This is a genomic window from Caballeronia insecticola, assembly GCF_000402035.1.
Taxonomy (GTDB): domain Bacteria; phylum Pseudomonadota; class Gammaproteobacteria; order Burkholderiales; family Burkholderiaceae; genus Caballeronia; species Caballeronia insecticola.
Genome location: NC_021287.1, coordinates 42904 through 67509 on the forward strand (window position 1 = coordinate 42904; position 24606 = coordinate 67509).

The following is a 24606-nucleotide window of genomic DNA, read 5'->3' on the forward strand; positions in this document are numbered from 1 at the left end:
GTGCAGACGATTACCCGAAAACTCGAATTCGACGCGGGCCACCGCATTCCCGATCACCGCAGCCAGTGCCGCAACTTGCACGGGCATCGCTACGTGCTCGAGATCACGCTGCAAGGCGATCTCGTCGACGTGGAAGGCGCGCCCGACCGCGGCATGGTCATGGACTTCGCCGACGTCAAGGCGCTGGCCATGGAGCATCTCGTGGGCAAGTGGGATCACGCGTTCATCGTCTATGAAGGCGATGTCAAAGTGCGCGAATTCCTGCAAACGCTGGCGGATCACAAGACGGTCGTAATGGACCGGATTCCGACCGTCGAGAACATGGCGGCCGTCGCGTTCAACATTCTCGCCGAGGTCTACGACGCGCATTACGGCGTCAATCTGAAGCTCACGCGCGTGCGTCTCTACGAAACGCCGAACTGCTGGGCGGACGTCGAGCGCGGCTGATTTTCCGGCGGCGGCGCGGCCGGCAGCGCCCGACGCCCGCGCCTTTGTCACGGTATGATCGTCCGATAAGTCGCCCGCACCCAGGGCGATGAGACACGGAGCGCACGCATGCCGTCACTTCTTCTGTCGTTTCCCGAAGCGCTGCCACGCGCGGTCCTCTTTCCTGCATGCGAAGGAGCCGCGCGATGAGCACGTTCACGAATCCCATCAAGCAACGCCTCTCCGAGCCGGGCACGCTGTTCGGCCTGTGGCTCTCGCTCGGCAGCGCCGACGCCGCCGAAGCGCTCGCGCACGCGGGCTTCGACTGGCTCTGCATCGACATGGAGCACTCGCCGAACGATAGCGTCGATGTCGTCGCCCAGTTGCGCGCCATTGCCGCCGCGCATTTGCCGAGCGAGCCGATCGTGCGCGTGCCGACCAACGAAGGCTGGATCGTGAAGCGCGCGCTCGATGCCGGCGCGCGCACGCTGATGTTCCCCAACGTGCAATCGGCGGCGGACGCGGCGCGTATCGTACGGCTCACGCAATATCCGACCGAGGCGGCGCTCGACGGCCTGCGCGGCGTCGCGGGCGCGGTGCGCGCGGCGGCTTACGGCATGCGGCGCGACTACGCGACCACCGCGAACGCGCAGATCGCGACCATCGTGCAGATCGAATCCGTGGCGGCGCTGGACGCCGTCGATGAAATTGCCGCGACGCCGGGCGTCGATTGCCTGTTCATCGGGCCGGCGGATCTCGCCGCGAGCCTCGGCCATCTCGGCGACGGCAAGCATCCCGACGTGCAGGCCGCGATCACGAAGATCGTCGATGCGGCGAAGCGCGCGGGCATCGCGAGCGGCATTTTCGCGCTCGATGCCGCGAGCGCGAAGCAGTACGCGCAGGCGGGCATCAAGCTCGTCGCGATCGGCGCGGACGTGATGTGGCTGCTGAAGGCGACGCGGCAGGCATTGCAGGAGGCGAGATCATGAACACCGCAAGGCGGGCCGGGCTCGCGGCGGCGCTGGCGATCGGCTTGTCGACGCTGGCACTAAACGCGGCGCACGCCGACAACACGCTCAAGCCGACCGATCTCGCGACGCAGAACGCCGTCGCCGACTACAACGCGGGCAATTTTGGCGCGGCGCGCTCGGAGTTCCGCCGCGCGGCGCAAAAGGGCAGCCGTCTCGCCGAATTCAATTACGCGATGATGCTGCTCAACGGCGAGGGCGGCGCGGCCGACATACCGGAAGGCAAGAAGTGGCTGCGCCGCGCCGCCGACGCCAACATGACGCACGCCCAATACGTGTACGGCAAGATGTACGACGACGGCCAGTTCGTCGAGAAAGATCCGGCGGAGGCGCATCGCTGGTTCCTGCGCGCGGCGAGCCAGGGTCACGTGCAGGCGGAACTGGCGCTCGCCAATCAGTTCCTCGACGGGCGCGGCACCGCGCGCGACAACGAGCAGGCGTTCAACTGGTACAAGAAAGCAGCGGAAGGCGGCGACATGACGGCGCAATACGTCGCGGGTTCGTTCTACGAGCGCGGCGGCGACGGCGTCGAGCGGAATCTGAATGTTGCGCGCGCGTATTACGCCGCGGCGGCCGCGCAGGGCGATCCGGCGGCCAAGCTCAAGTATCTGCAACTGAGCGCCGAACTGGAGCGTCAGAAGCCGCAGTGACGGCGCGCGTCGAAAACAAAAAAGCCGCGGACGATCCCGCGGCTTTTGCGTTCAGGCGACGATAAAACGCTAGCTCTGCATCAGACGCTTTTGCCGCGCGACGCTCATGATGAGCCCGACGGCGACGCCGAGCGTTGTCAGCGCCGTGCCGCCGTAGCTCATGAACGGCAGCGGCACGCCGACCACGGGCAAGATCCCGCTCACCATGCCGATATTGACGAACGCGTAAGTAAAGAACGCGAGCGTGAGCGATCCGGCCAATAATCGCCCGAAAAAGGTCGCGCCGTTCGCCGCGATGAACAGCCCGCGCGCGATCAGCGCCATATAGAGAAAGAGCAGGACGAGCCCGCCCGCCAGGCCGAATTCCTCGGAAAACACCGCGAAGATGAAGTCCGTGTGTTTTTCGGGAATGAACTCCAGATGCGCCTGCGTGCCCTGCAGCCAGCCCTTGCCGAACGTGCCGCCGGAGCCGATGGCGATCACGGCCTGGATCGTGTGGAAGCCTTTGCCGAGCGGATCGGAGGTCGGGTCGAGCAGCGTGCAGATGCGATGCTTCTGGTAATCGTGCATCAGCGGCCAGTTCACTTCAGGCTGGCAGATGCGGGTCTGGAACACCGCGACGCACACCACCACGATCACGGCCGACGCAAGCACCGGCACGATCAGTTTGAAGCTCAGTCCGGCGAGATAGATGACGAACACGCCCGCCGCGAACACCAGCACCGCGGTGCCCAGGTCGGGTTGCTTCGCGATCAGGCCGACAGGCAGCATCAGAATCACAAAGCCGACGATGTAATCCCACCAGCGGATATTGCTTTCGCGCTTCTGGTAGTACCACGCGAGCATCAGCGGCATCGCGATCTTCATGATCTCCGACGGCTGAATCACGACGCCGACGTTGAGCCAGCGTTTCGCGCCCTTGCGCGTGAGCCCGAACGCGGCCACTGCGATCAATAGTGCGACGCCGACCGTATAGAGCGGCACGGCGATGCGCATCAGCATTTGCGGCGGGATATTGGCGAGCACCCACATCAGGCCGAAGGTCAGCATGATGTTGCGCAGCTGATCCTCGACGCGCCCGGGCAGGTCGAGACTTGCGCTGTACAGCGTCACGATGCCGACGCACAGCAGCAGAAAAACGATCAGCGCGAGCGGCTTGTCGAAGCCCGCGAACATGCGCTTGGCGCGCGCGAGCCATTCGCGCTTGTCGAATTGCATGTGCATGAGTTGCATGGCGGTTTCCTTATTCGTCGATGCCGCCGGACGGCGCCAGCGTGCGCACGCTGTCGTTCTGATTGCCGCGAACCATGGTCGGCGTCGGCTCCTTGCGCTTTTTCGCGGCGGACGCGGGGTTCGTCGCGGGGGGCGTCGTAGAAGCCGGCAGCGCGACGGCAGGGGCGGGCGCGGACGCGACGCGCGGCTTCGCGGCTTTCGGCGCGGAAGCCGGCAGCGCGGGCGCGGAAGCGGCCTTGGCGGCAGCCGGATTGGACGCAGCCTGTGCCGGCGCGCTTCCTTCCGGGCTCGGCGAGAACGCCGGCGACGAATTCGCCACCGACGCCGGCAGCGCAGCGGACGCAGGCGATTGCGTGCCGCCGATGATCGGCAGGCCGTCGCCTTCCGTGGCCGAGGCAGCGGCAGCGACAGCGGCGGCTTCGGCGCCGGGTTTCATCCGGTCGACGAGATAGTAGTCGAGCACTCTGCGCGCGATCGGGCCCGCGGACTCCGCGCCCCAGCCGCCGTTCTCGACAATCAGCGCGAGCGCGATCTTCGGCTCCTCCGCCGGCGCGAACGCGATGAAAAGCGCGTGGTCGCGCAGATGCTCGGCAAGCGCGTGTCCCTTGTAGTTCGAGCCCTGCAGCGAATAGACCTGCGCCGTGCCCGTCTTGCCCGCCGCCAGATACGGCGCGCCCGTGAACACCTTCGCCGCCGTGCCGTTCGTGATCACGCCTTCCATCGCGCGCTTGATGAAGTCGACGTCCTTTTGCTGCACCGGAATCTTGTCGCTCGGATCGCGCACGACGGCGCGCGTTTCCTTCGAGATCGGATTTTCGATATCGCGCACGAGGTGCGGCTTCATCACGACGCCGTTGTTCGCGAGCGTCGCGGTGGCGTGCGCGAGTTGCAGGATCGTGAACGAGTTGTAACCCTGGCCGATGCCCAGACTGATGGTTTCGCCTTCGTACCAGCGCTGCTGTTCGGGCTTGCGATACGCCTTGCGCTTCCATTCCGTCGACGGCAGGATGCCGCGCGCCTCGCCCGCGATATCGATGCCGGTGATCTGCCCGAAGCCCCACGGTTTCATGAACCCGGCCATCGCGTTCACGCCGAGATCGCGCGCGAGCATGTAGAAGTAGGTGTCGTTCGACACGACGATCGCGCGGTTCATGTCCACCCAGCCCTGACCCGAACGCACGTCGTTGCGGAACGTGTGGCCGCCGAAGGTGAAGTAGCCCGGATCCTGAAAGCCCCAGCCCGGCGTGCGCTTGTGCAGCGTGAGCGCGGCGAGCGCCATGAACGGCTTGTAGGTCGAGCCCGGCGGATACGTACCGTGCAGCGGACGATTCAGCAGCGGGTGATCCGGCGAGTTGTTGAGCGCATCCCAGGTTTGCTGGTCGATGCCGTCGACGAACGAATTCGGATCGAAGCTCGGCGCGGACACGAACGCGAGCACGTCGCCGGTGGAAGGCTCGATGGCGACGAGCGCGCCGCGCTTGCCCGCGAATGCCTGCTCGGCGACCTGCTGCAAGCCGATATCCAGCGACAGCACGAGGTTGTTGCCGGGCGTTGCCTGCGTGCGCGACATCGTGCGCACCGGACGGCCGCCGGCGGTCACTTCCACTTCCTCGAAACCGGTCAGTCCGTGCAGCTCGGTTTCATAGCTCTGCTCGACGCCAATCTTGCCGACGTAATCCGTGCCCTTGTAGTTGTTCGCGTCGACGCGCGGATCGTAGTGGTCCGAGCTTTCATCGTTGGCGTCGCTGGCGTCGTCGATGCGCTCCTGGTCGCGCTGCGAAATACGCCCGATATAGCCGATCACGTGCGCGGCGGTCGTGCCGAGCGGATATTGGCGGAACAGCCGCGCGCGCACTTCCACGCCGGGAAAGCGGTAACGCTGCGCGGTGAATTTGGCGACTTCCTCGTCGGTCAGGCGCGTGCGGATCGGCAGGCTTTCGAAATTCTTCGAGTCTTCGAGCACCTTCTTGAAACGGCGCCGGTCGCGCGCGTCGATCGGAATGACTTGCGCGAGTTCGTCGATGGTCTCGTCGAGCGTGCCGTTGATCTTCGATCGCGTGATTTCGAGCGTGTAAGCCGAATAATTCTTCGCCAGCACAATGCCGTTGCGATCGGTAATGATGCCGCGGTTCGGCACGATCGGCGCCACGGAGATGCGGTTTTCGTTCGCCTGCAGCGAGTATTTGCTGAAGTGCCAGACCTGCAGATACAGAAACCGCAGACCGATCAGCCCGAAGCAGACGAACACGAACAGTCCCGCCGCCGCGACGCGCAGGCGGAACTTCGACAACTGTTGCTCGGTGTTCTTTATTTCGGTCATGCAGCTTTCGCGATTCGTTTCGCGATGTATCGCGATTCAAGTGTAGTCCGCGCGCGGCGGTTCGGATGGCTCACGCGCGGTGTCGGACGGCTCAGATCGGACGGGTATCGTCAGGGTCGGCGGCGCGGCGTTGCGGTATCAACAGCAGGAAGCTCGCGATCGGCCACAGCAGCGCTTCCACGAAGCCGTTGACGAGATAGCTCCAGCCGGGGAATGCGGCGCCCGTCATCAGCCGGATCACGAACGGCACGAGATGCGCCCCCACCAGCAGCGGCGCCACGACGAACGTCTGTACGGGCAGGGCCATCCACAGCACGCGGCGGTGGATGGTGATCGCGCCGTAGGACAGCAGCGTGTAGGCCAGCGCGTGCTCGCCGAGCAGATTCGCGTTATGGACGTCCATGAGCAGGCCGAGCATGAACGCGATGCCCATGCCGACCTTGCGCGGCTGATGCACGTTCCAGAACAACAGTACCAGCGCGACGAAATCCGGTACGCCGACGAGCCGTCCCCATGGCACCAGATTCAGCAGAAACGCGGCTGCGAGGCTGAACGTGATGAAGTACGGATTGACCGGCTGAAGAATGTATTGCGGGCGGTTCATTGTGCGGCCCCCGAAGAAGCGGGCTTGGGCATGTGCGCCTTCCTCGAAGGCTTCGCCGCCGCGCCCGATGCCGTTTTGGGCGCCGCGGCCTTGGCCGCGGGTTTTTCAGCGGGCTTTGCGGCAGCGACGGGCGCCGAGCTTGCAGCGGGCGCCGAGCCCGCCACTGCTGCCGAGCCTGCCACCGCCGCCGAGCCCGCGACCGCCGCCGACGCGCCACTCGCGCCCGCGGCAGTTGCCGCGGCCTTGGCCGCCGGCTTCTTCTTGCCCTTGTTTTCCTTCGCTTCCTTGGCGGCGGCGGCCGCTTCCACTTCGATCGGGTTCGGCGGCACGTTCACGTTGTAGTGCAGCACGAGCAACTGGCGCGCACCCCGCACCGCGGCGATCGGCACGCAGACGACGCGCGCGAATGCCGTGTCCGCCTGTTTGTCGACGCGCAGCACCTTCGCGACCCGCAATCCGGGCGGATAGACGCCGTCGAGGCCGCTCGTCACGAGTTCGTCGCCGGCTTGCACGTCCGCGCTGATGGGCACGAAGCGCAGATCGAGCGTGTCGCCCTTCGGCGTGCCGTAGATCACGCTGCGCAAACCCGTGCGCGCGATCTGCACCGGCACCGCCTGATCTTTATCCGTCAGCAAGGTGACTTCCGATTGCATCGGAAAGACGCGCGTCACCTGACCGATCACGCCGTCTTCGGTGACGACCGGCGCGCCGTCCTGGATGTTCTGTTGCGAACCCTTGCCGATCACGACTTTCTGCGTGAACGGATCGCGCGTGTCGTACTGGATTTCGGCGGGCGTTTCATTGGTCGTGGCGCGCGATTGCAGATTCAGCAACGCGCGCAGATGCGCGTTTTCGGTGGCCAGTTGCGCGGCGTCGCCCGCTTTGACGGAGAGTTGCAGATTCTTGTCAGCCAGTTTCTGATTCTCGCTGCGCAGGTTCGCGCTCGTCACGGCGAGATCCGCGGCGCCCATGAAGATGTCGCGCGGCACGAGCGCGGCGCGCTGCAATGGATAAAGCCCCGCGCCGAGCATGCCGCGTGCGATTTCCAACGTGTTGAAGCGGGCATCCGAAACGAGCAATGCGATCGCGAGGACCACAAAGAAAATCAGACGCGCGAGCGCGGATGGGCCTTGCTTGAAAAGTGGCGGCGGACTGTATTCCATGGTCGGCGCCGAGGGCGTGAACGGATGGATCGATGCTACAGGCTTGATCGCTTGTGGCGGAGCCTGCCCTACGCTATTTCGACAACGGCACGGACTGGATCCGGGCCGCGCGTGCGTCGCGTGACGCGGGTCGTTTCAGTTGTCGCACCGAAGGCCGTGCACATGCCGAAAACCGGCAGCGAACGGCCCTGGCGGAGATCACTCGTACGAGAAGATGCTGCCGAGCTTGTCCATGCGTTCGAGCGCCATGCCCGAGCCACGCACCACACAAGTCAGCGGATCTTCGGCGACGAGCACCGGCAGGCCGGTTTCCTCGGCGAGCAGGCGGTCGAGGTCGCGCAGCAACGCGCCGCCGCCCGTCAGCATCATGCCGCGCTCGGCGATGTCGGCGCCCAGTTCCGGCGGCGTCTGTTCCAGCGCGATCTTCACCGACGACACGATCTGGTTCAGCGGGTCCGTCAGGGCTTCGAGAATTTCATTGCTCGAAATAGTGAAGCTGCGCGGAATGCCTTCGGACAGATTGCGGCCCTTGACTTCCATTTCCTTCACTTCGGAGCCGGGGAACGCCGAACCGATTTCCTTCTTGATGGCTTCGGCGGTCTGCTCACCGATCAGCATGCCGTAATTCCGGCGGATGTAGTTGACGATGGCTTCGTCGAACTTGTCGCCGCCCACGCGCACCGAACCCTTGTACACGATACCGCCCAGCGAGATCACGCCGACTTCGGTCGTGCCGCCGCCGATGTCGACGACCATCGAGCCCGTGGCTTCCGACACCGGCAGGCCCGCGCCGATCGCGGCTGCCATCGGCTCCTCGATCAGATAGACCTGCGACGCACCCGCGCCGTGAGCCGCTTCCTTGATGGCGCGGCGCTCGACCTGAGTGGAGCCGCACGGCACGCAGATGATGATGCGCGGCGACGGCGAGAACATGCGGGATTCGTGAGCGGTCTTGATGAACTGCTTGATCATCTGTTCGGTCACGGTGAAGTCGGCGATGACGCCGTCCTTCATCGGGCGGATGGCCTCGATATTGCCCGGCACCTTACCAAGCATCTGCTTGGCTTCCTTCCCGACCGCCTGAATGGTCTTCTTGCCGTTGGGACCGCCTTCCTGGCGGATGGAAACGACCGAAGGCTCATCGAGAACAATGCCCTTGCCGCGCATGTAGATAAGCGTGTTGGCGGTGCCGAGGTCGATCGCCAAGTCGTTCGAAAAATAGCTGCGCAAAAAACCAAACATTCAAAAATCCTGTCTCGCTGGGGGCCGTTCCTCGCTCGTAGCGCCGGGGACGGCAGCGGAAAAAAATTACGGTTTGCCGGGGCGCTAAACGCTCGCCGCGAGTTGCAAATCCGGGAAGAAATCTACCGCAGAATGGAGCGCCCAACGCAAACGTTTCTCGCAATACATTGATTCAGGGAGAAAGCCGCTGAGAGACCGATCCAGGGGTGAGTTGAGCGTGTAATGATACCTTATAATTTAGGGGTATCTATAGGAAAAGGATGGCATGTTCTGCCATCGCCAGACCTGATTCCGAGGGCTCTTCCAAGTTCCTAACCGGCTGTCTCAGCTAGGTTTTCGAAACGGGGGCTGTCCACGCTTTTCTCCGGTGATCCCATGTCTTTGACCCTGACCGACGTAAAACGCATCGCGCATCTGGCGCGGCTTGAACTGCCCGACCACGAGGCCGAACCCACGCTTGCGCGGCTCAACGACTTTTTCGGTCTCGTCGAGCAAATGCAGGCTGTCGACACGACCGGCATCGAGCCGCTTGCGCACCCGATCGAGCAGATCGAGGAAGTCGCGCTGCGTCTGCGTAACGACGCAGTCTCTGAGCGTATCGAGCGCGAAGAGTTCCAGCGTTCGGCGCCCGCCGTGCAGGACGGGCTCTATCTCGTGCCGAAGGTGATCGAGTAACGGCCGACTATCCAGCGATACCGCGCGCGGAAACGTACGCCGCGCTCATCAGGGAACTGCAATGCATCAAAAAAGCTTGACCGAATTGCGCACCGCGCTCGACTCGAAGGACATTTCCGCAGTCGAGCTGGCGCAGACTTATCTGCAACGCATCGAGGCCGCGAAGGGCCTGAATGCGTTCATCGGCGTCGATCGCGAACTCACGCTCGAACAGGCGAAAACCGCCGACGCGCTTATCGCGCAAGGCAATGCGGGCGCGCTCACCGGCCTGCCCATCGCGCACAAGGACGTGTTCGTCACGCGCGGCTGGGCGTCCACGGCGGGCTCGCACATGCTCGAAAACTACGCGAGCCCGTTCGATGCCACCGTCGTCGACCGGCTGAAGAACGCCGGTATGGTCTGCCTCGGCAAGACCAACATGGACGAGTTCGCCATGGGCTCGTCCAATGAGAATTCGTACTTTGGCGCAGTGCAAAATCCGTGGGACCTGAAGGCCGTGCCGGGCGGCTCGTCGGGCGGCTCGGCGGCAGCCGTGGCCGCGCGTCTCGCGCCTGCAGCAACCGGCACCGACACCGGCGGCTCCATTCGCCAGCCGGCGTCGTTTACCGGCATCACCGGCATCAAGCCGACTTACGGGCGCGTGTCGCGCTACGGCATGATCGCGTTCGCGTCGTCGCTGGATCAGGGCGGGCCGATGGCGCAAAGCGCCGCCGACTGCGCGCTGCTGCTCAACGCCATGTCCGGTTTCGACGAGCGCGACTCGACCAGCCTGCAACGCGAGAACGAAGACTACACGCGCCATTTGGGCCAGGCGTGGACTTCGGGCGGCGACGCTTCGAAGCCGCTCGCGGGCCTGCGCATCGGCATGCCGAAGGAGTACTTCGGCGCCGGTCTCGCGGGTGACGTGCGTGCCGCCATCGACACCGCGTTGAAGCAATACGAAGCGCTCGGCGCCACGCTCGTCGACGTGTCGCTGCCGAAGACCGAGCTTTCGATTCCCGTGTACTACATCATCGCGCCGGCGGAGGCTTCGTCGAACCTGTCGCGCTTCGATGGCGTGCGCTACGGGCATCGCGCAGCGCAGTACGGCGACCTGCTCGACATGTACAAGAAGTCGCGCGCGGAAGGCTTCGGGCCGGAAGTGAAGCGCCGCATTCTGGTGGGCACCTACGTGCTCTCGCACGGCTATTACGACGCGTACTACCTCCAGGCGCAGAAGATTCGCCGCATCATCGCGCGCGACTTCCAGGAAGCGTTCAAACAGTGCGACGTCATCATGGGACCGGTCGCGCCGTCGGTTGCGTGGAATCTCGGCGAGAAGACCGACGACCCTGTGCAGATGTATCTCGCTGACATTTACACGCTCTCCGTGAGCCTCGCGGGTCTGCCCGGCATGAGCGTGCCGTGCGGTTTCGGCGCGGGTGCGAACGCGAATCGTCCGGTCGGCCTGCAGATCATCGGCAACTATTTCAACGAAGCCCGGATGCTCCAGGTCGCCGACGCGTTCCAGCGCGCGACCGACTGGCACCGTCAGGCACCATCGGCATCGGGAGTGTGAACATGCAGTGGGAAGTCGTCATCGGTCTGGAAACGCACGCGCAGTTATCCACCGTCTCCAAGATTTTTTCGGGCGCGCCCACGCAGTTCGGCGCAAGCCCGAACTCGCAGGCAAGCCCCGTCGATCTCGCGCTGCCCGGCGTGCTGCCGGTGATGAACCGCGGCGCTGTCGAGCGCGCGATTCGCTTCGGCTTGTCGATCGGTGCGCATATCGCGCCGCGCAGCATCTTCGCGCGCAAGAACTACTTCTATCCGGATCTGCCGAAGGGCTATCAGATCAGCCAGTACGAGATTCCGGTCGTGCAGGGCGGGCAGATCACCATCCAGGTTCCGGCCAACGAAAAGGCGGGCAAGGAAGCGTATTCGAAGACCGTGAATCTCACGCGTGCGCACCTCGAAGAGGACGCGGGCAAGTCGCTGCATGAAGACTTCGCGGGCATGACGGGCATCGACCTGAACCGCGCGGGCACGCCGTTGCTCGAAATCGTCACCGAGCCGGAAATGCGCAGCGCGGCCGAAGCGGTCGCGTATGCGAAGGCGCTGCATGGCCTCGTCATGTGGCTCGGCATCTGCGACGGCAACATGCAGGAAGGCTCGTTCCGCTGCGACGCCAACGTGTCGGTGCGGCCGGTCGGCCAGCAGGCGTTCGGCACGCGCGCCGAGATCAAGAACCTGAACTCGTTCCGCTTCCTCGAAGAAGCGATTCAATACGAAGTGCGCCGTCAGATCGAGCTGATCGAAGACGGCGGCACGGTGGTTCAGGAAACGCGTCTGTACGATCCGGACAAGCGCGAAACCCGCTCGATGCGCAGCAAGGAAGATGCGCACGATTACCGCTATTTCCCCGATCCGGATCTGATGCCGCTCGTGATCGAACCGTCCTGGATCGAGCGCGTGAAGGGCGAGATGCCCGAGCTTCCGGCGGACATGCAGAAGCGTTTCGTCGACACCTACGGCCTCACGCCGTATGACGCGGGCGTGCTGACTTCGTCGAAGGCGATGGCATCGTACTTCGAAGCGCTCGTGCAGAAGGCCGGCGCGGGTCAGGCGAAGATCGCCGCGAACTGGATCATGGGCGACGTCTCCGCGCAACTGAACCGCGAATCGCTCGATATCGCTGATTCGCCGGTGTCGGCGGCGCAGCTCGCGCTGGTCATTCAGCGCATCGCCGACGGCACCATCTCCAACAAGATCGCGAAGGACATCTTCCAGGCGATCTGGGACGAGAAGGCGACGGACGAAGGCGCGGCGGACCGCATCATCGAGGCGAAGGGGCTCAAGCAGATTTCGGATACCGGCGCGCTCGAAGCGATCATCGACGAAGTGCTCGCCGCCAATCAGAAATCGGTCGAGGAATTCCGCGCGGGCAAGGAGAAGGCGTTCAACGCGCTGATCGGCCAGGCGATGAAGGCGACCAAGGGCAAGGCCAATCCGCAGCAGGTCAACGAACTGCTGAAGAAAAAGCTATCCTGATTCCCCAACGCGGAAAACGCGCGGGCTGCTGCCGGTAACGCCCGGCAGCAGCCCGTTTTAATTGGCGAAGGGAAAAACAAAAGGAAAAAGAGACATGGCAAAGAAACCTGAGCTGGACGACTTCCGCGTACCTTTTTTCGACGCCGGCAAGAAGCTGAAGCCATTCGATCTGAGCGCGGTCGATCCGTCCGCGAAGCCGTTTTCGCTCGGCTCGAAAGACGCGGACCGCGAACGGCTGGCGGCCATCGGCGCGCAACTCGACGACCTGCAGGAGAAGCTGCACGCACAGCGGCGCCAGCGCGTGCTGCTGGTGTTGCAGGGCATGGACACGAGCGGCAAGGACGGCACCGTGCGCGCGGTGTTTCACGATGTCGATCCACTCGGCCTGCGTATCGTGCCGTTTCGCGCGCCGTCCGAACGCGAGGCCGCGCACGATTTCCTCTGGCGCGTGCACGCGCAGGCGCCGATGGCCGGCGAATTCGCGATCTTCAATCGCAGTCACTACGAGGACGTGCTCGTGCCGCGCGTGCTGAAGCAGATCGACGGCGACGAATGCGAGCGCCGTTATCGGCACATGCGCGATTTCGAGTCGCTGCTCGCGGACAGCGGCACGACCGTCGTCAAATGCTTCCTGCATATTTCGAAGGAAGAGCAGCGCGAGCGGTTGCAGGCGCGCATCGACGATCCGACCAAACACTGGAAGTTCGACGTCTCCGATCTCGAAGCGCGCAAGCAATGGGACGCGTATCAGGACGCGTACGCGGACGCGATCGGCGCGACCTCGACCGAATACGCGCCGTGGTACATCATTCCGGCCGACTCGAAGACGCATCGCAACGTGATGATCGCCGAACTGCTGTTGCGCACGATGCAGGACATGAAGCTCGAATTCCCGCCGGCCAAGGAATCGCTCAAGGGCGTGAAGGTCGAATAAACCAAAACCATAACCAAGGAAGCGTATGTTTCGCGTGATTACCGCCAATCTGAACGGCATCCGTTCGGCCGCCAAGAAAGGGTTCTTCGACTGGTTCGGCGAACAGAAATCCGACGTCGTGTGCGTGCAGGAAATCAAATGCTCGCAGGACGATCTGACGCCCGAATTTCTCGCGCCACACGGTTTTCAGGGCTATTTCCAGCATGCGGTGAAGAAGGGTTACAGCGGCGCGGGCCTGTACACGCGCCACGAACCGGATGACGTGATCATCGGTTTCGGCTCGGAAGAGTTCGATCCGGAAGGGCGCTACGTGGAAGCGCGCTTCGGCAAGCTGTCGGTGGTGTCGGTGTATGTGCCGTCGGGATCGAGCGGCGACGAGCGTCAGCAGGCGAAATATCGCTTCATGGACGAGTTCATGCCGCACCTCGACGCGCTTTCGAAAGAGCGCGAAGTGATTGTGTGCGGCGACGTGAACATCGTGCACAAGGAAATCGACATCAAGAACTGGAAGAGCAATCAGAAGAACTCAGGCTGCCTGCCTGACGAGCGCGCGTGGCTCACGAAGCTGTTCGACGATGTCGGCTATGTCGATGTCTTCCGCACGCTCGACCAGCGGCCCGAGCAATACACGTGGTGGAGCAATCGCGGTCAGGCGTATGCGAAGAATGTGGGGTGGCGTATCGATTATCAGATCGCGACGCAGGAAGTCGCCGCGACTGCGAAGAAGACGTCGATCTTTCGGGACATCAAGTTCAGCGATCATGCGCCGCTGACGATCGATTACGACTGGAAGCTCGCGAAGGCGAAGAAGTAAGGCTAGCGCCCGCTCTTCTTGAACCGCCCCATGCCCGCATAATTCGGCAACTGATCGATCGTCTTGCCGAGCGCCTTCGCATAGAGCGGCATCATGTCCGGCATGCGCTTGAGCAAATCCTGCCGCCGATCCGGCCCGTACGGATGCATCCAGATAAAGCCGGCATCCGCGCGGCGCGTGCCGGAATCGATCTTGTTCCACAGCGTGACGGCCGCGCGCGGATCGTAACCCGCGCGCGAGGCGATCTCGCTGCCGATCACATCGGCTTCGATTTCGTCGGCGGGGGAATAGCGCATCGACAGCAGTTCATCGCCGATATCCGGCTGCTGCGACGAATAATTCGAGAAGCCGAACAGTTGCGGCATGCCGCCGGCGCCGAGTTGCGCGGCCTGCTGCCGGCCGAGCCGCTCGCGCGCATGCTCGCGCAGCGCGTGCGCGATTTCGTGGCCGATCATCATGCCGATCTCGTTGTCGTTCAGACGCAGCTTGTCGATAAGCCCGCTATACACGACGATCTTCCCGCCCGGCAGGCAATACATGCGCTCGTCGGGCGACTTGATGACGTTGATTTCCCACTTCCAGTTCTTCGCGCGATCGTTCCACTTGAGCGCGAACGGAATCTCGTGATTCGCGATCTCGCGCACGCGCTTCACGAGCGGATTGGTGTCCGGAAGCAGCGTTTTGTCGCGCTCGGCATCGTGGATGATCTGCGCATATTCCCCGGCCGCCTGCGTCTCCAGCGTCGCGGGTGCAATCAGATTACGAAACAGCGCCGTATTGCCGAAACGGATCTGGTTGTTGGGTGCGGTGTATGGCGGCGGCGTCTTCTGTTCGTCCTGAGCGTGCGCGGACACGGGCGCGAGCGACGCCAGTGCCCATGCGCAAACCGAGGCGCGAAACTTGAAGGAAACCGTCATCGTTGAGTTCTCCAGGGCGCGATTTTCGGCAACAGTAGCATGCCCGGAATGGACAGCACGACGCAGACCATGAAGTACGGGAACCAACCCGTTTCACTCACGATAAAGCCGCTGCCCGCCGCGGCGAACGTGCGCGGCACGGCGGCGAGACTCGTGAACAGCGCGAATTGCGTCGCGGTGTAGCGTGGATCGGTGGTGCTCGCGATATACGCGGTGAAGGTCGCGAGCGTGAGGCCCGTCGCGAAGGTTTCGAAGCCGTACAGCACGGCGAGCGCCACCGGCGACGGCCCGATCTTCGCGAGCCAGGCGAAACCGAGCGTGGCGATGATCTGCAGAAAGCCGAAGATCCACAGCCCGCGCGCAATGCCGATCTTCACCAGACAGATGCCGCCGAGCAGGCCGCCCGCGATGCTCGCCCAGAACGCCACCGCCTTCGCGATCACGCCGATCTGCGCGAGCGAGAAGCCGATGTCGAGGAAGAACTTGGTGGCGAGCGCGGTCGCCATCGTGTCGCCGAGCTTGTAGAGAAAGATGAAGCTGAGCACGAGGAGCGCGGCCCGCCAGCCGTCGCGCGTGACGAATTCGTGGAACGGTTCGACGATCGCCTCGCGCAGGCTTTTCGGCGGCGCGCCGTGAATCGCCGGTTCCTTGACGACGAGCGTCATCACGAGACCCGGCAGCATGAACGCCGCGGTGATGATGAACACGGTCTTCCACGGAAAAAAGCTCGCGAGAATCAGCGACAGCGAACCGGGCACGAGCCCTGCCACCTTGTAGGCGTTGACGTGGACCGCGTTGCCGAGCCCCTGTTCGGTGTCGGCGAGCAGTTCGCGGCGATAGGCGTCGATGACGATATCCTGACTCGCGCCGAAAAACGCGACGAGCGCCGCCACCGCCGCGACCGCCCACAGATTCTGCTCCGGCGAAAAGAAGCCGAACGAGCCGATCGCCACCATCACCAGCACTTGCGTGAGGAACATCCAGCCGCGCCGCCGCCCGGGACTCCAGCCCGGAAAGCGCGGCACGTAGCGGTCCATCAGCGGCGACCAGACGAATTTCCACGTATACGGCAGGCCGATCAGCGCGAAGAGGCCGATTTCCTTGACGTTGACGTGCGCGGTCGTGAGCCACGCCTGCAGCAGGCTGAAGAGCGTGAACAGCGGCAATCCCGACGTAAAGCCGAGAAAGACGCAAATGAGAATGCGCGTGTTGAGAAACGCGCGCCAGCCGGGATGATCTTCGTGAGCAGTTAGAGCGGGCGCCTCGTGTGGCTTATCGGGCATGTCGTAGTACGGGCAGTGGTCGATGCGTGATGATTCCGGCGTTCGTCACCGGCGCTTCACGCGATAGACCGCAAGACTACCACGCCAGTTCGCGCCCCAACGGACCGACTGCCCGCCGTGCAGCACCACGCGGTCCAGAATCTCGATGCCGACTTCCGGCGCCAGCGCCTCGAAATCCTTGATGGTCAGCACGCGCACGTTCGGCGTGTTATGCCACTGATACGGCAGCGATTTCGACACCGGCATGCGGCCCTGAATCACCGAGAGCCGATGCTGCCAGTAGCCGAAATTCGGAAACGACACGATACATTCCCGCCCCACGCGCACCGTTTCGCGCAGGATCGCAGCGGTCTGATGAATGGTTTGCAGCGTCTGCGAAAGAATCGCGAAATCGAAACTGTCGTCCTCGAAGAGACGCAGGCCGTCTTCGAGATTCTGCTGGATCACGTTCACGCCCTTTTGCGCGCACGCGAGCACGCCCGCATCGTTGATCTCGATGCCGTAGCCCTTCACTTCGAGCTCTTCGCCGAGCAGCGAAAGCAGCGAGCCGTCGCCGCAGCCGAGATCGAGCACCGTCGAGCGCGGTTCGACCCAGCGGGCGATCGCGCGGAAATCCGAGCGCAGCGCGAGCGAATCGAGAGTGTTCTGGTTCATGCGCCGATCTCCGTGGCGATGCGTTCGTAATAGGCGCGCATCAGGTTGTGATAGCGCGCGTCGTCGAGCAGGAAGGCGTCGTGGCCGTGCGGCGCGTCGATTTCGGCGTAGCTCACCGTGCGCTTGTTGTCGAGCAGCGCCTTGACGATTTCACGCGAGCGCGCGGGCGCGAAACGCCAGTCCGTCGCGAAACTCGTGACGAGATATTTCGCCTGCGTGTTGGCGAGCGCGCGGGTCAGGTCGCCGTCGAAGGCTTTCGCGGGATCGAAATAGTCCAGCGCGCGCGTGATCAGCAGATACGTGTTGGCGTCGAAGTATTCGGCGAACTTGTCCGCCTGATAGCGCAGATACGACTCCACTTCGAATTCCACGTCGAAGTTGAAGTTGTACGCATCGAGCGCGCCTTCCGCCCGGCGCAGCGCGCGGCCGAACTTCACGGCCATGTCGTCGTCGGAGAGATAGGTGATGTGGCCGATCATGCGCGCAACGCGCAGCCCGCGGCGCGGCTTCACGTCGTGCGCGTAATAGTCGCCGCCGTGGAAGTCGGGATCGGAGAGAATCGCCGAGCGTGCCGTCTCGTTGAACGCGATGTTCTGCGCGGACAGCTTCGGCGTCGACGCCACGACGATGCAATGCGCGAGCCGCTCCGGGTACATCAAGCTCCACGCCATCGCCTGCATGCCGCCGAGGCTGCCGCCCATCACGGCCGCGAAACGCTCGATGCCGAAGCGGTCCGCGACGCGCGCCTGCGCGTGCACCCAGTCTTCGACGGTGACCACGGGAAAGCGTGCGCCGTAGGGCTTGCCGGTCGTGCGGTCGATGCTCATCGGGCCGGTCGAGCCGAAGCACGAACCGAGATTGTTCACGCCGATCACGAAGAAGCGGTTCGTGTCGAGCGGCTTGCCGGGACCGACCATGTTGTCCCACCAGCCGACGTTTTTCGGATCGTCGGCATACACGCCCGCGACGTGATGCGACGCGTTCAGCGCGTGGCACACGAGCACGGCGTTCGAGCGCGCGGCGTTCAGTTCGCCGTACGTTTCCACGACGAGTTCGTAATCGGCGAGCGACGAGCCGTTCTGCATGGCGAGCGGCTCGGCGAAGCGTAGTGTTTGGGGAGTGACGATGCCGATCGATTCCATTCGTTCCGCCTTGATTGAGCGGCTAAACGGTGTCGGCGAAGCGCGGAAGAAACTGCGGATGGCGCGGCTGACGACCTCTTTAGCCGCATTTATAGTGAACTCGGGCCGCAAAGCCGTGAAGTTCGCGCGCCCGCAATCGAGTCAGCAAATCGGCGCGTTTCGTGGGTGTCGAGAATATCTCGTCAGCGTTGAAGTATAGCGGAAAAGCTCATAACGGCACGCCGCCGCGCATGCCCAGCGAAAGCGCGCGCAGCGAGCGCACCGTGCGATCGACGTAATGCGGCCGCCCCGCGCCCGGCATGCGCACCGACATGCCGCCGCTCGACGTGCGCGCGACCGGCAGATGCCCGACGATCCACACCGTGCGAATACCGAGCCGCCGATAGCTCTTCAGATGCCCGCGCGTATCCTCGACGAGAATCGCGTCCGCGAGACGCACGTGCGCCTGGCGCATCGCGCGGCGCAACATGGGCGCGTCGGGCTTGGCGCGCCAGCGGTTGCCTTCGCGCATGTCCTCGATGGCGATCACGCGCTCGAACAACTTGCCGATGCCCAGTTCCGCGAGCACGGTGCGCGCGTAGAGGGTCGGCGCGTTGGTGAGCACGATCTTGCGTCCGGGCAGCGCGCGCAGCATCCGCGTGAGGCCGCGCTCGGCGCGCAGCATCGACGGAAGATCGGGGAAAGTGTGCACTTCGCGCAGAAAATCGGCGGCGTCGATGCCGTGATGGCGCACGAGCCCGAGCAGCGTCGCGCCATAGCGCACCGTGTAGCCCACGCGCAGCCGGTTCGCCTCGTCGATGTCGACATTCAGCCGGTCCATGATGTATTGCGTCATGCCGCGATTGATCGCCGGAAAAATGGCATGCGACGCGTGATGCAGCGTGTTGTCGAGATCGAAGAGCCAGACGGGGCCGCGCGTTTTCACGCGGCGGCGGCGGGCGGGGCGATGCGGTCTCATGGGCTTTAGTTTTTGTATGGCGCCAAAGAAAACGCCCGCGCATGGGCGGGCGTTGGGATCGGGAGTGCCGGGAATACGACGCTCAATGCGAGCGGATCATCGTGCCGAACGGCTGCTCGGTCAGGATTTCCAGCAGCACCGAATGCTCGATGCGGCCATCGATGATATGCACCGAGCGCACGCCGCTCTTCGCTGCGTCGAGCGCGGAGGAGATTTTCGGCAGCATGCCGCCGGAAATGGTGCCGTCTGCGAAGAGTGCGTCGATTTCGCGCGCGGAAAGGTCCGTGAGCAGATTGCCTTCCTTGTCCATCACGCCGGGGATGTTCGTCATCATGACGAGCTTCTCCGCGTTCAGCACGACGGCGAGCTTGCCCGCGACCAGATCCGCGTTGATGTTGTACGAGAGGCCGTCTTCGCCGAAGCCGATCGGTGAGATGACCGGAATGAACGCGTCGTCCTGCAGCGCCTTCACGACGGCCGGATTGATCGCTTCGACTTCGCCCACCTGACCGATGTCGATGAACTGGCCCGGATTATCGCGATCCGGCATCAGCAGCTTGCGCGCATGGATCAGACCGCCGTCCTTGCCCGTCAGCCCGACCGCCTGGCCGCCGAAATGATTGATGAGCGTGACGATGTCCTGCTGCACTTCGCCGCCGAGCACCCATTCGACGACTTCCATCGTCTCTTCGTCCGTCACGCGCATGCCCTGGATGAAGGTGCCCTGCTTGCCGATCTTCTTGAGCGCCTGGTCGATCTGGGGACCGCCGCCGTGCACGATCACCGGATTGATGCCGACCAGCTTGAGCAGAATGACGTCGCGCGCGAAGCCTTGTTTCAGGCGTTCCTCGGTCATGGCATTGCCGCCGTATTTGATCACGACGGTCTTGCCGTGATACTGGCGGATATAGGGCAACGCCTCGGCCAGGATTTCGGCCTTCAGGGTCGGGGCGATTTGCGTGAGGTCAGGTAGCTCGGACATGGCGGCAAATGAGGCGAGGAGCGTTTAAACACGCCGAATTGTACAGGACTGACGCAACGCAGCAGGACGAATTGCCGCGGGCCGGCTCGTGTTTTCCGGCGGGGCGGCAGGCGTGCGATGATCGTTTCGGCGAACCGATGACAAGATGATGAACGACCCCTCCGAACGAAACGATGCCGCCTCCGCTGATGCCGAATCCTGCGCACAATGCGGCGCGCCGTTTCGCTGCGGCGTGCGCGCGGGCGACGCGGCCTGCTGGTGCGCCGCGCTGCCCGCTCTGCCGCACGATCGTCTGTCGCCCGGCGTGGGTTGTCTGTGTCCGGCGTGTCTGACGCGGCTGACGGCGCAGATCGAGCGCGCGTCGCGGCCCGCCTGACGGAGCGGCGGCGGGTGCGACAAATCGCGACAGATGCGGCAGCACGCCCGATGCAAGCGGGATAATGTCGCATGACGCGCGAAACCAACCCGGCGCGCGTTCGGCGTCGACAGGCACTCAAACCAGATGCATCGCATAACCACCACCGGCCGCGTCAACCTCGGTCATCTCTTCTGGCTGCGCTCGCTCGCGATCATCGGCCAGTTGCTGACGATCACGGTCGTGCAGATTTTCTACGGCGCGAAGCTTCCGCTGCCCGCGATGCTGCTCGTCATCGCGCTCGAAATGCTCTTCAACGGGCTCACGTGGCTGCGCGTGTCGCGGGCGCGGCCCGAGACGAACCTGGAGCTGTTCGGGCAGATGTGCGTCGATCTCGGCGCGCTCTCGGCGCTGCTGTTCCTCTCCGGCGGCGCGACCAATCCGTTCGTGACGCTTTATTTGCCGTCGCTTGCGATCGCCGCCGCCGTGCTGCCGTGGATGATGATGGGCTGCCTCGCGCTCTTCGCCGTCGCCTGTTATGCGCTGCTCAGCTACAACTACGTGCCGCTCAACATCGAGAATCCGGCCAATCTGTTCGATTATTTCCGCATGGGGCTGTGGGTCAACTTCATGGTGAGCGTCGGGCTGATCGGCTGGTTCGTCGCGCGCATGTCGCGGGCGCTGCGCGTGCGCGACGCCGCGCTCGCCGAAGCCCAGCAGCGCCATCTGCGTGACGAACGCGCCGTCGCGCTCGGCGTGCAGGCGGCGACCGTCGCGCACGAGATGGGCACGCCGCTTTCGACTATCGCGATGTTGTCCGAGGAACTGCGCGATTCCGCCGCGCACGATAAAAACCTCGCGCCCTACGCCGCCGATTTCGAACTGCTCGAACAGCAGATGGCGCTGTGCACGTCGGCGCTGGCGCGTTTGCGCAGCCGCGCGACGGGGCCGTCGAGCCGGCAGGCGCTCGACGAATGGCTCGCGAGTTTCATCGAGCAATGGCGGCTGCGTCATCCGCAGGTGAAGTTTGCGCAGACCGGCACGACGCCGGCGGATGCGGCAATCGACGATCCGGTCGCCGTCGGCCAGATTCTCACGATCCTTCTCGACAACGCCGCGCGCGCGAGCAGCGAATCGGTGACGCTGCAGGCGACGGCCGAAACCATCGACGGCAGGAACAGGGTGCGCTTCGACGTCTGCGACCGCGGCCCGGGCATTCCGCCCGCGTTGCGCGCGTCGCTCGGCGCGGGGCCGGTGGACAGCACGCAGGGCGGACATGGCGTCGGGCTTTATCTGGCGTTCGCGGCGGCGGCGCGCCTGAACGGTTCGATCGAACTCGTCGATGGCGAGCCGCGCGGCACACGCGCGGTGTTGCGCCTGCCGAACCGGGGCATGGCCGCCGTTGCCGATCAGGCGGCCCGGACTGAACGAAGCGGCGCCGCCTGAACTCGAATTCGGGGACGCCGGGGTTGAATCACGGAGAAAAAGGCATGAGCGATACCAACTTTCTGATCATCGACGACGACGAAGTTTTTGCGGGCATCCTGGCCCGTGGTCTTGCACGGCGCGGCTACACGCCGCATCAGGCGCACGACGGCGACGAGGCGCTGAAGCTCGCCAACCTGCACAAGTTCGGCCAGATCACGGTCGATCTTCACCTGGGCAACGATTCCGGCCTGCGCCTGGTTTCGCCGCTGCGCGATCTGCAGCCCGATGCGCGCATTCTGGTGCTGACCGGTTATGCAAGCATCGCGACGGCGGTGCAGGCGGTGAAGGACGGCGCCGACAACTATCTCGCGAAGCCGGCGAACGTAGAGACGATTCTCTCCGCGCTGCAGGAAGAGGCGAGCGAGCAGACGGCCGAGGAAGCGATTGAAAACCCGACGCTGCTCTCGGTGGCGCGGCTTGAATGGGAACATATTCAGCGGGCACTCGCCGAAAACAACGGCAATATTTCGGCGACGGCGCGCGCGCTCAACATGCATCGGCGGACCTTGCAGCGCAAGCTGGCCAAGAAGCCGGTGCGTCAATAACGCGGCGGGCTTTCGCGGCGGCCGCGCAAAGGGCTGCCGCGCGCGCCTTTGCGCACTCAAGCTTATTTCGATGGGATTGGCTCGCGCCTTCGGGCGCTATGGGCGCTATGGGCCAACGCCCGCGGATGCCGTGCGCAAAAGCAAAATCAAAAGCGACAGGCAAAAAAAACCGCCCAAGCCGGGTGTCGAGGGCGGTAATCGGAGAGTTGCAACGACTACATGCGCGACCATGAGAAACACGCATGTAGAGAGCATACGAGTCAGCCTTTCATGGCCCTATAAGAACACTCCGAATTCGAAACCCGCTTAATTTCCTGTTTTTTGGCCACTGTTTACGGGCCGATGCTTTCGCGGGTCTTTCGGGAGGCTTTCGCGAAAATCGGGTTTCCATCCAGCCGGCGTTATCTCCTTCATACGCGCTCAAGAAAAATCGGCCGAACGCCGTAAAGCCACACTGTGCGCGAAGCAGGTTCGCGCTGCGCCGTCCGCGGGCGCCGTCTGCGGGGTGCGCGACCAGAGCCGGACGCTCAGACGCCGTTCTGGTCGGCAGAGGAGACATCGATGAAATGGTTTGACCGCCTGTCCGTGCTCAGCAAGCTGTTGCTGTCTTTCGCGGTGGTGATCCTGTTTACCGCATGCGTGGGCGCCACCGGCGTGTTTTCGCTCGCGAAGATGAATGGCCTGATCGAGGAGATCAGCGACCGTCATATGGAAGGCGTCTATTGGGTCGAGGAAGTCAACAAGCACAAACTCAACACCGATCTCGCGGCCGCCAACCTGACCTTCGCCGACGACACCGGCCGCGCGAAGCTCAAGGAAGACATGGCGCGCTCGCTCGACAGCATGCACCGCGCGTTCGAGCGCATGCGCCCGACCATAAAATCGGCCGAAGGACTCGCGCTTTTCGATGCGGCGAGCACATCGGTTGCGGCGTGGGAGAACATCGTGCTGATGCAGATGGGCAAAAAGCCGATGCCGATCGATGTCGACCAGATGGGCCTCATCTCGCGCGCGATCGCCGCAAGCGAGAAGGCGCGCGACGCGCTCGAACGTCTCGCCGAGTTCAAACGCAAACGCGCGACCGATGCGCGCCACTACGCGGCATCGGAATATGAAACGATGCGCGTCGTCATGCTCGCACTCGTCTTCGGCGCGATGGTCGCGGGCGCGCTGCTCGCGGTGCTGATCGGCCGGCGTCTGTCCGCGCAGTTGGGCGGCGAGCCGGCGTACGCGGCCGATATCGCCGATCGCATCGCGCGCGGCGATCTGACGGCGCGCGTGGCCACCCGTCCCGGCGACGACAGCAGCATGCTCGCAAGCCTCGGCAACATGAGCACGAAACTCGCGGATATCGTCGGCGGCATCCGGCAGTCGAGCGAATCGATCCTGTATGCGTCGCGCGAAATCGCGCAGGGCAACACGGATCTGTCGCAGCGCACCGAGGAGCAGGCGGCGTCGCTGGAAGAAACAGCGTCGAGCATTGAGCAGCTCACGCAGACCGTGCGCCAGAACGCCAGCAACGCCGACGAAGCCAGCGGACTTGCGCGCGGCGCGTCGGATGTGTCGGCGCGCGGCAGCGAGCTTGTCGGCGAAGTGGTCGACAACATGCGCGAACTGGCGGCGGGCTCCAAGCGCATGACGGACATCATCGGCGTGATCGAGGGCATCGCGTTCCAGACGAACATTCTGGCGCTCAACGCCGCCGTCGAAGCGGCGCGCGCGGGCGAGGAGGGCCGCGGTTTCGCGGTCGTCGCGGGCGAAGTGCGCTCGCTCGCGCAGCGCAGCGCGATGTCGGCGAAGGAAATCAAGGAGCTGATCGAAGCCTCGACGACGCGCGTCGACAGCGGCGCGGCGCTCGCCGAACGCGCCGGCACGACGATGGCCGAAGTCACGCACGCCGTACAGCGCGTGACCGATATCGTGACGCAGATTTCGTCGGCGTCGCACGAGCAGAGCGCGGGCATCGAACAGGTGAACCGCGCCGTCGCGCAGATGGATCAGGTGACGCAGCAGAATGCGGCGCTCGTCGAGCAGGCCGCCGCCGCCGCGGGCGCGATGGCCGATCAGGCCGAGCAACTGAAGAGCGCGGTCGCGGTCTTCGAACTCGCGCACGCCGTCTGACCGGCTTGACACGGCGCGGGCGCGGGAGGGCAAAACAGCCGT

At 64.1% G+C, this 24606-nt stretch carries 24 protein-coding genes; 13 read left to right on the top strand and 11 right to left on the bottom strand.

Annotation, left to right across the window (positions count from 1 at the left end; all coding sequences use genetic code 11):
• The 3 genes from queD (at nt 1) to BRPE64_RS00205 (ending at nt 2104) form a co-directional block, all read left to right on the top strand.
• Nucleotides 1–447 (top strand): 6-carboxytetrahydropterin synthase QueD, encoded by a 447-nt coding sequence (gene queD, locus BRPE64_RS00195; RefSeq protein WP_016343962.1) that lies wholly within the window; start codon nt 1–3, stop codon nt 445–447.
• A 185-nt stretch (nt 448–632) separates the two neighbouring features.
• On the top strand, nt 633–1415 hold the full coding sequence (locus tag BRPE64_RS00200) for an HpcH/HpaI aldolase family protein (RefSeq protein ID WP_016343963.1): 783 nt from the start codon (nt 633–635) through the stop codon (nt 1413–1415).
• Entirely contained in the window at nt 1412–2104 is a 693-nt protein-coding gene (locus tag BRPE64_RS00205) for a tetratricopeptide repeat protein (RefSeq protein WP_016343964.1), read from the top strand. The genes BRPE64_RS00200 and BRPE64_RS00205 overlap by 4 nt, the downstream gene beginning before the upstream one ends.
• Nucleotides 2105–2173: 69 nt before the next feature.
• On the opposite strand, the gene rodA is transcribed toward BRPE64_RS00205, so the two are convergent.
• The 5 genes from rodA to BRPE64_RS00230 form a co-directional block, all read right to left on the bottom strand.
• Complete coding sequence (gene rodA, locus BRPE64_RS00210) at nt 2174–3322, bottom strand: rod shape-determining protein RodA (protein ID WP_044041849.1); 1149 nt, start codon at nt 3320–3322, stop codon at nt 2174–2176.
• 25 nt (nt 3323–3347) lie between these two features.
• Nucleotides 3348–5657 carry a penicillin-binding protein 2 gene (gene mrdA, locus BRPE64_RS00215; RefSeq protein WP_016343966.1) on the bottom strand — a complete coding sequence of 770 codons (2310 nt, stop codon included), beginning with the start codon at nt 5655–5657 and terminating at the stop codon, nt 3348–3350.
• Between the two features lie 91 nt (nt 5658–5748).
• Nucleotides 5749–6261 carry a rod shape-determining protein MreD gene (mreD, locus tag BRPE64_RS00220; protein WP_016343967.1) on the bottom strand — a complete coding sequence of 171 codons (513 nt, stop codon included), beginning with the start codon at nt 6259–6261 and terminating at the stop codon, nt 5749–5751.
• Complete coding sequence (gene mreC, locus BRPE64_RS00225) at nt 6258–7424, bottom strand: rod shape-determining protein MreC (RefSeq protein ID WP_016343968.1); 1167 nt, start codon at nt 7422–7424, stop codon at nt 6258–6260. Before mreC ends, mreD begins: the two co-directional genes overlap by 4 nt.
• A 198-nt stretch (nt 7425–7622) precedes the next feature.
• Nucleotides 7623–8666, bottom strand: a complete 1044-nt coding sequence (locus tag BRPE64_RS00230) for a rod shape-determining protein (RefSeq protein WP_004189550.1) — start codon at nt 8664–8666, stop codon at nt 7623–7625.
• Nucleotides 8667–9041: 375 nt separating this feature from the next.
• Between BRPE64_RS00230 and gatC the strand changes: the two genes are divergently transcribed.
• The 5 genes from gatC to BRPE64_RS00255 all read left to right on the top strand — a co-directional run bounded on the left by gatC (nt 9042) and on the right by BRPE64_RS00255 (nt 14119).
• A complete protein-coding gene (gene gatC / locus BRPE64_RS00235; protein WP_044041012.1) occupies nt 9042–9341 on the top strand; it encodes an Asp-tRNA(Asn)/Glu-tRNA(Gln) amidotransferase subunit GatC in 300 nt (99 codons plus the stop codon).
• Between the two features lie 61 nt (nt 9342–9402).
• Nucleotides 9403–10899: an Asp-tRNA(Asn)/Glu-tRNA(Gln) amidotransferase subunit GatA gene (gatA, locus tag BRPE64_RS00240; protein ID WP_016343970.1), complete on the top strand. Its 1497-nt coding sequence runs from the start codon at nt 9403–9405 to the stop codon at nt 10897–10899.
• A 2-nt stretch (nt 10900–10901) separates the two neighbouring features.
• Nucleotides 10902–12371 carry an Asp-tRNA(Asn)/Glu-tRNA(Gln) amidotransferase subunit GatB gene (gene gatB / locus BRPE64_RS00245; RefSeq protein ID WP_044041013.1) on the top strand — a complete coding sequence of 490 codons (1470 nt, stop codon included), beginning with the start codon at nt 10902–10904 and terminating at the stop codon, nt 12369–12371.
• Between the two features lie 94 nt (nt 12372–12465).
• Nucleotides 12466–13305, top strand: coding sequence for a PPK2 family polyphosphate kinase (locus tag BRPE64_RS00250; RefSeq protein ID WP_044041014.1), 840 nt, complete (start codon nt 12466–12468; stop codon nt 13303–13305).
• A gap of 25 nt (nt 13306–13330) precedes the next feature.
• Nucleotides 13331–14119 (top strand): exodeoxyribonuclease III, encoded by a 789-nt coding sequence (locus BRPE64_RS00255; RefSeq protein ID WP_016343973.1) that lies wholly within the window; start codon nt 13331–13333, stop codon nt 14117–14119.
• Between the two features lie 2 nt (nt 14120–14121).
• On the opposite strand, the gene BRPE64_RS00260 is transcribed toward BRPE64_RS00255, so the two are convergent.
• Genes BRPE64_RS00260 through metX form a run of 4 tightly spaced genes read right to left on the bottom strand, consistent with a single transcriptional unit; the run spans nt 14122 to nt 18115 of the window.
• Entirely contained in the window at nt 14122–15036 is a 915-nt protein-coding gene (locus BRPE64_RS00260) for a M48 family metallopeptidase (protein ID WP_016343974.1), read from the bottom strand.
• Nucleotides 15033–16319, bottom strand: coding sequence for an AmpG family muropeptide MFS transporter (locus BRPE64_RS00265; RefSeq protein ID WP_016343975.1), 1287 nt, complete (start codon nt 16317–16319; stop codon nt 15033–15035). The genes BRPE64_RS00260 and BRPE64_RS00265 overlap by 4 nt, the downstream gene beginning before the upstream one ends.
• Nucleotides 16320–16364: 45 nt before the next feature.
• Nucleotides 16365–16973 carry a methionine biosynthesis protein MetW gene (gene metW / locus BRPE64_RS00270; protein ID WP_016343976.1) on the bottom strand — a complete coding sequence of 203 codons (609 nt, stop codon included), beginning with the start codon at nt 16971–16973 and terminating at the stop codon, nt 16365–16367.
• Nucleotides 16970–18115 (bottom strand): homoserine O-succinyltransferase MetX, encoded by a 1146-nt coding sequence (metX, locus tag BRPE64_RS00275; RefSeq protein ID WP_016343977.1) that lies wholly within the window; start codon nt 18113–18115, stop codon nt 16970–16972. Before metX ends, metW begins: the two co-directional genes overlap by 4 nt.
• Here metX and BRPE64_RS32690 point away from each other — a divergent pair.
• Entirely contained in the window at nt 18099–18314 is a 216-nt protein-coding gene (locus BRPE64_RS32690; protein ID WP_144063300.1) for a hypothetical protein, read from the top strand. The two genes, metX and BRPE64_RS32690, sit on opposite strands and share 17 nt — an antisense overlap.
• Nucleotides 18315–18323: 9 nt before the next feature.
• Here the strand turns inward: BRPE64_RS32690 and BRPE64_RS00280 are convergent, their stop codons facing one another.
• Both BRPE64_RS00280 and argB read right to left on the bottom strand, forming a co-directional pair.
• Nucleotides 18324–19073: a pyrimidine 5'-nucleotidase gene (locus BRPE64_RS00280; protein WP_044041015.1), complete on the bottom strand. Its 750-nt coding sequence runs from the start codon at nt 19071–19073 to the stop codon at nt 18324–18326.
• A gap of 82 nt (nt 19074–19155) precedes the next feature.
• Entirely contained in the window at nt 19156–20055 is a 900-nt protein-coding gene (gene argB / locus BRPE64_RS00285) for an acetylglutamate kinase (protein WP_016343979.1), read from the bottom strand.
• Nucleotides 20056–20200: 145 nt separating this feature from the next.
• On the opposite strand from argB, the gene BRPE64_RS00290 reads away from it, so the two are divergent.
• From BRPE64_RS00290 to BRPE64_RS00305, 4 genes are all read left to right on the top strand, one after another.
• A complete protein-coding gene (locus tag BRPE64_RS00290) occupies nt 20201–20431 on the top strand; it encodes a cysteine-rich CWC family protein (protein WP_016343980.1) in 231 nt (76 codons plus the stop codon).
• Between the two features lie 126 nt (nt 20432–20557).
• Nucleotides 20558–21856 (top strand): ATP-binding protein, encoded by a 1299-nt coding sequence (locus BRPE64_RS00295; protein WP_016343981.1) that lies wholly within the window; start codon nt 20558–20560, stop codon nt 21854–21856.
• Between the two features lie 44 nt (nt 21857–21900).
• Entirely contained in the window at nt 21901–22443 is a 543-nt protein-coding gene (locus tag BRPE64_RS00300; RefSeq protein WP_016343982.1) for a response regulator transcription factor, read from the top strand.
• A 561-nt stretch (nt 22444–23004) separates the two neighbouring features.
• Nucleotides 23005–24564, top strand: a complete 1560-nt coding sequence (locus tag BRPE64_RS00305) for a methyl-accepting chemotaxis protein (RefSeq protein ID WP_016343983.1) — start codon at nt 23005–23007, stop codon at nt 24562–24564.
• Nucleotides 24565–24606 lie beyond the last annotated feature (42 nt).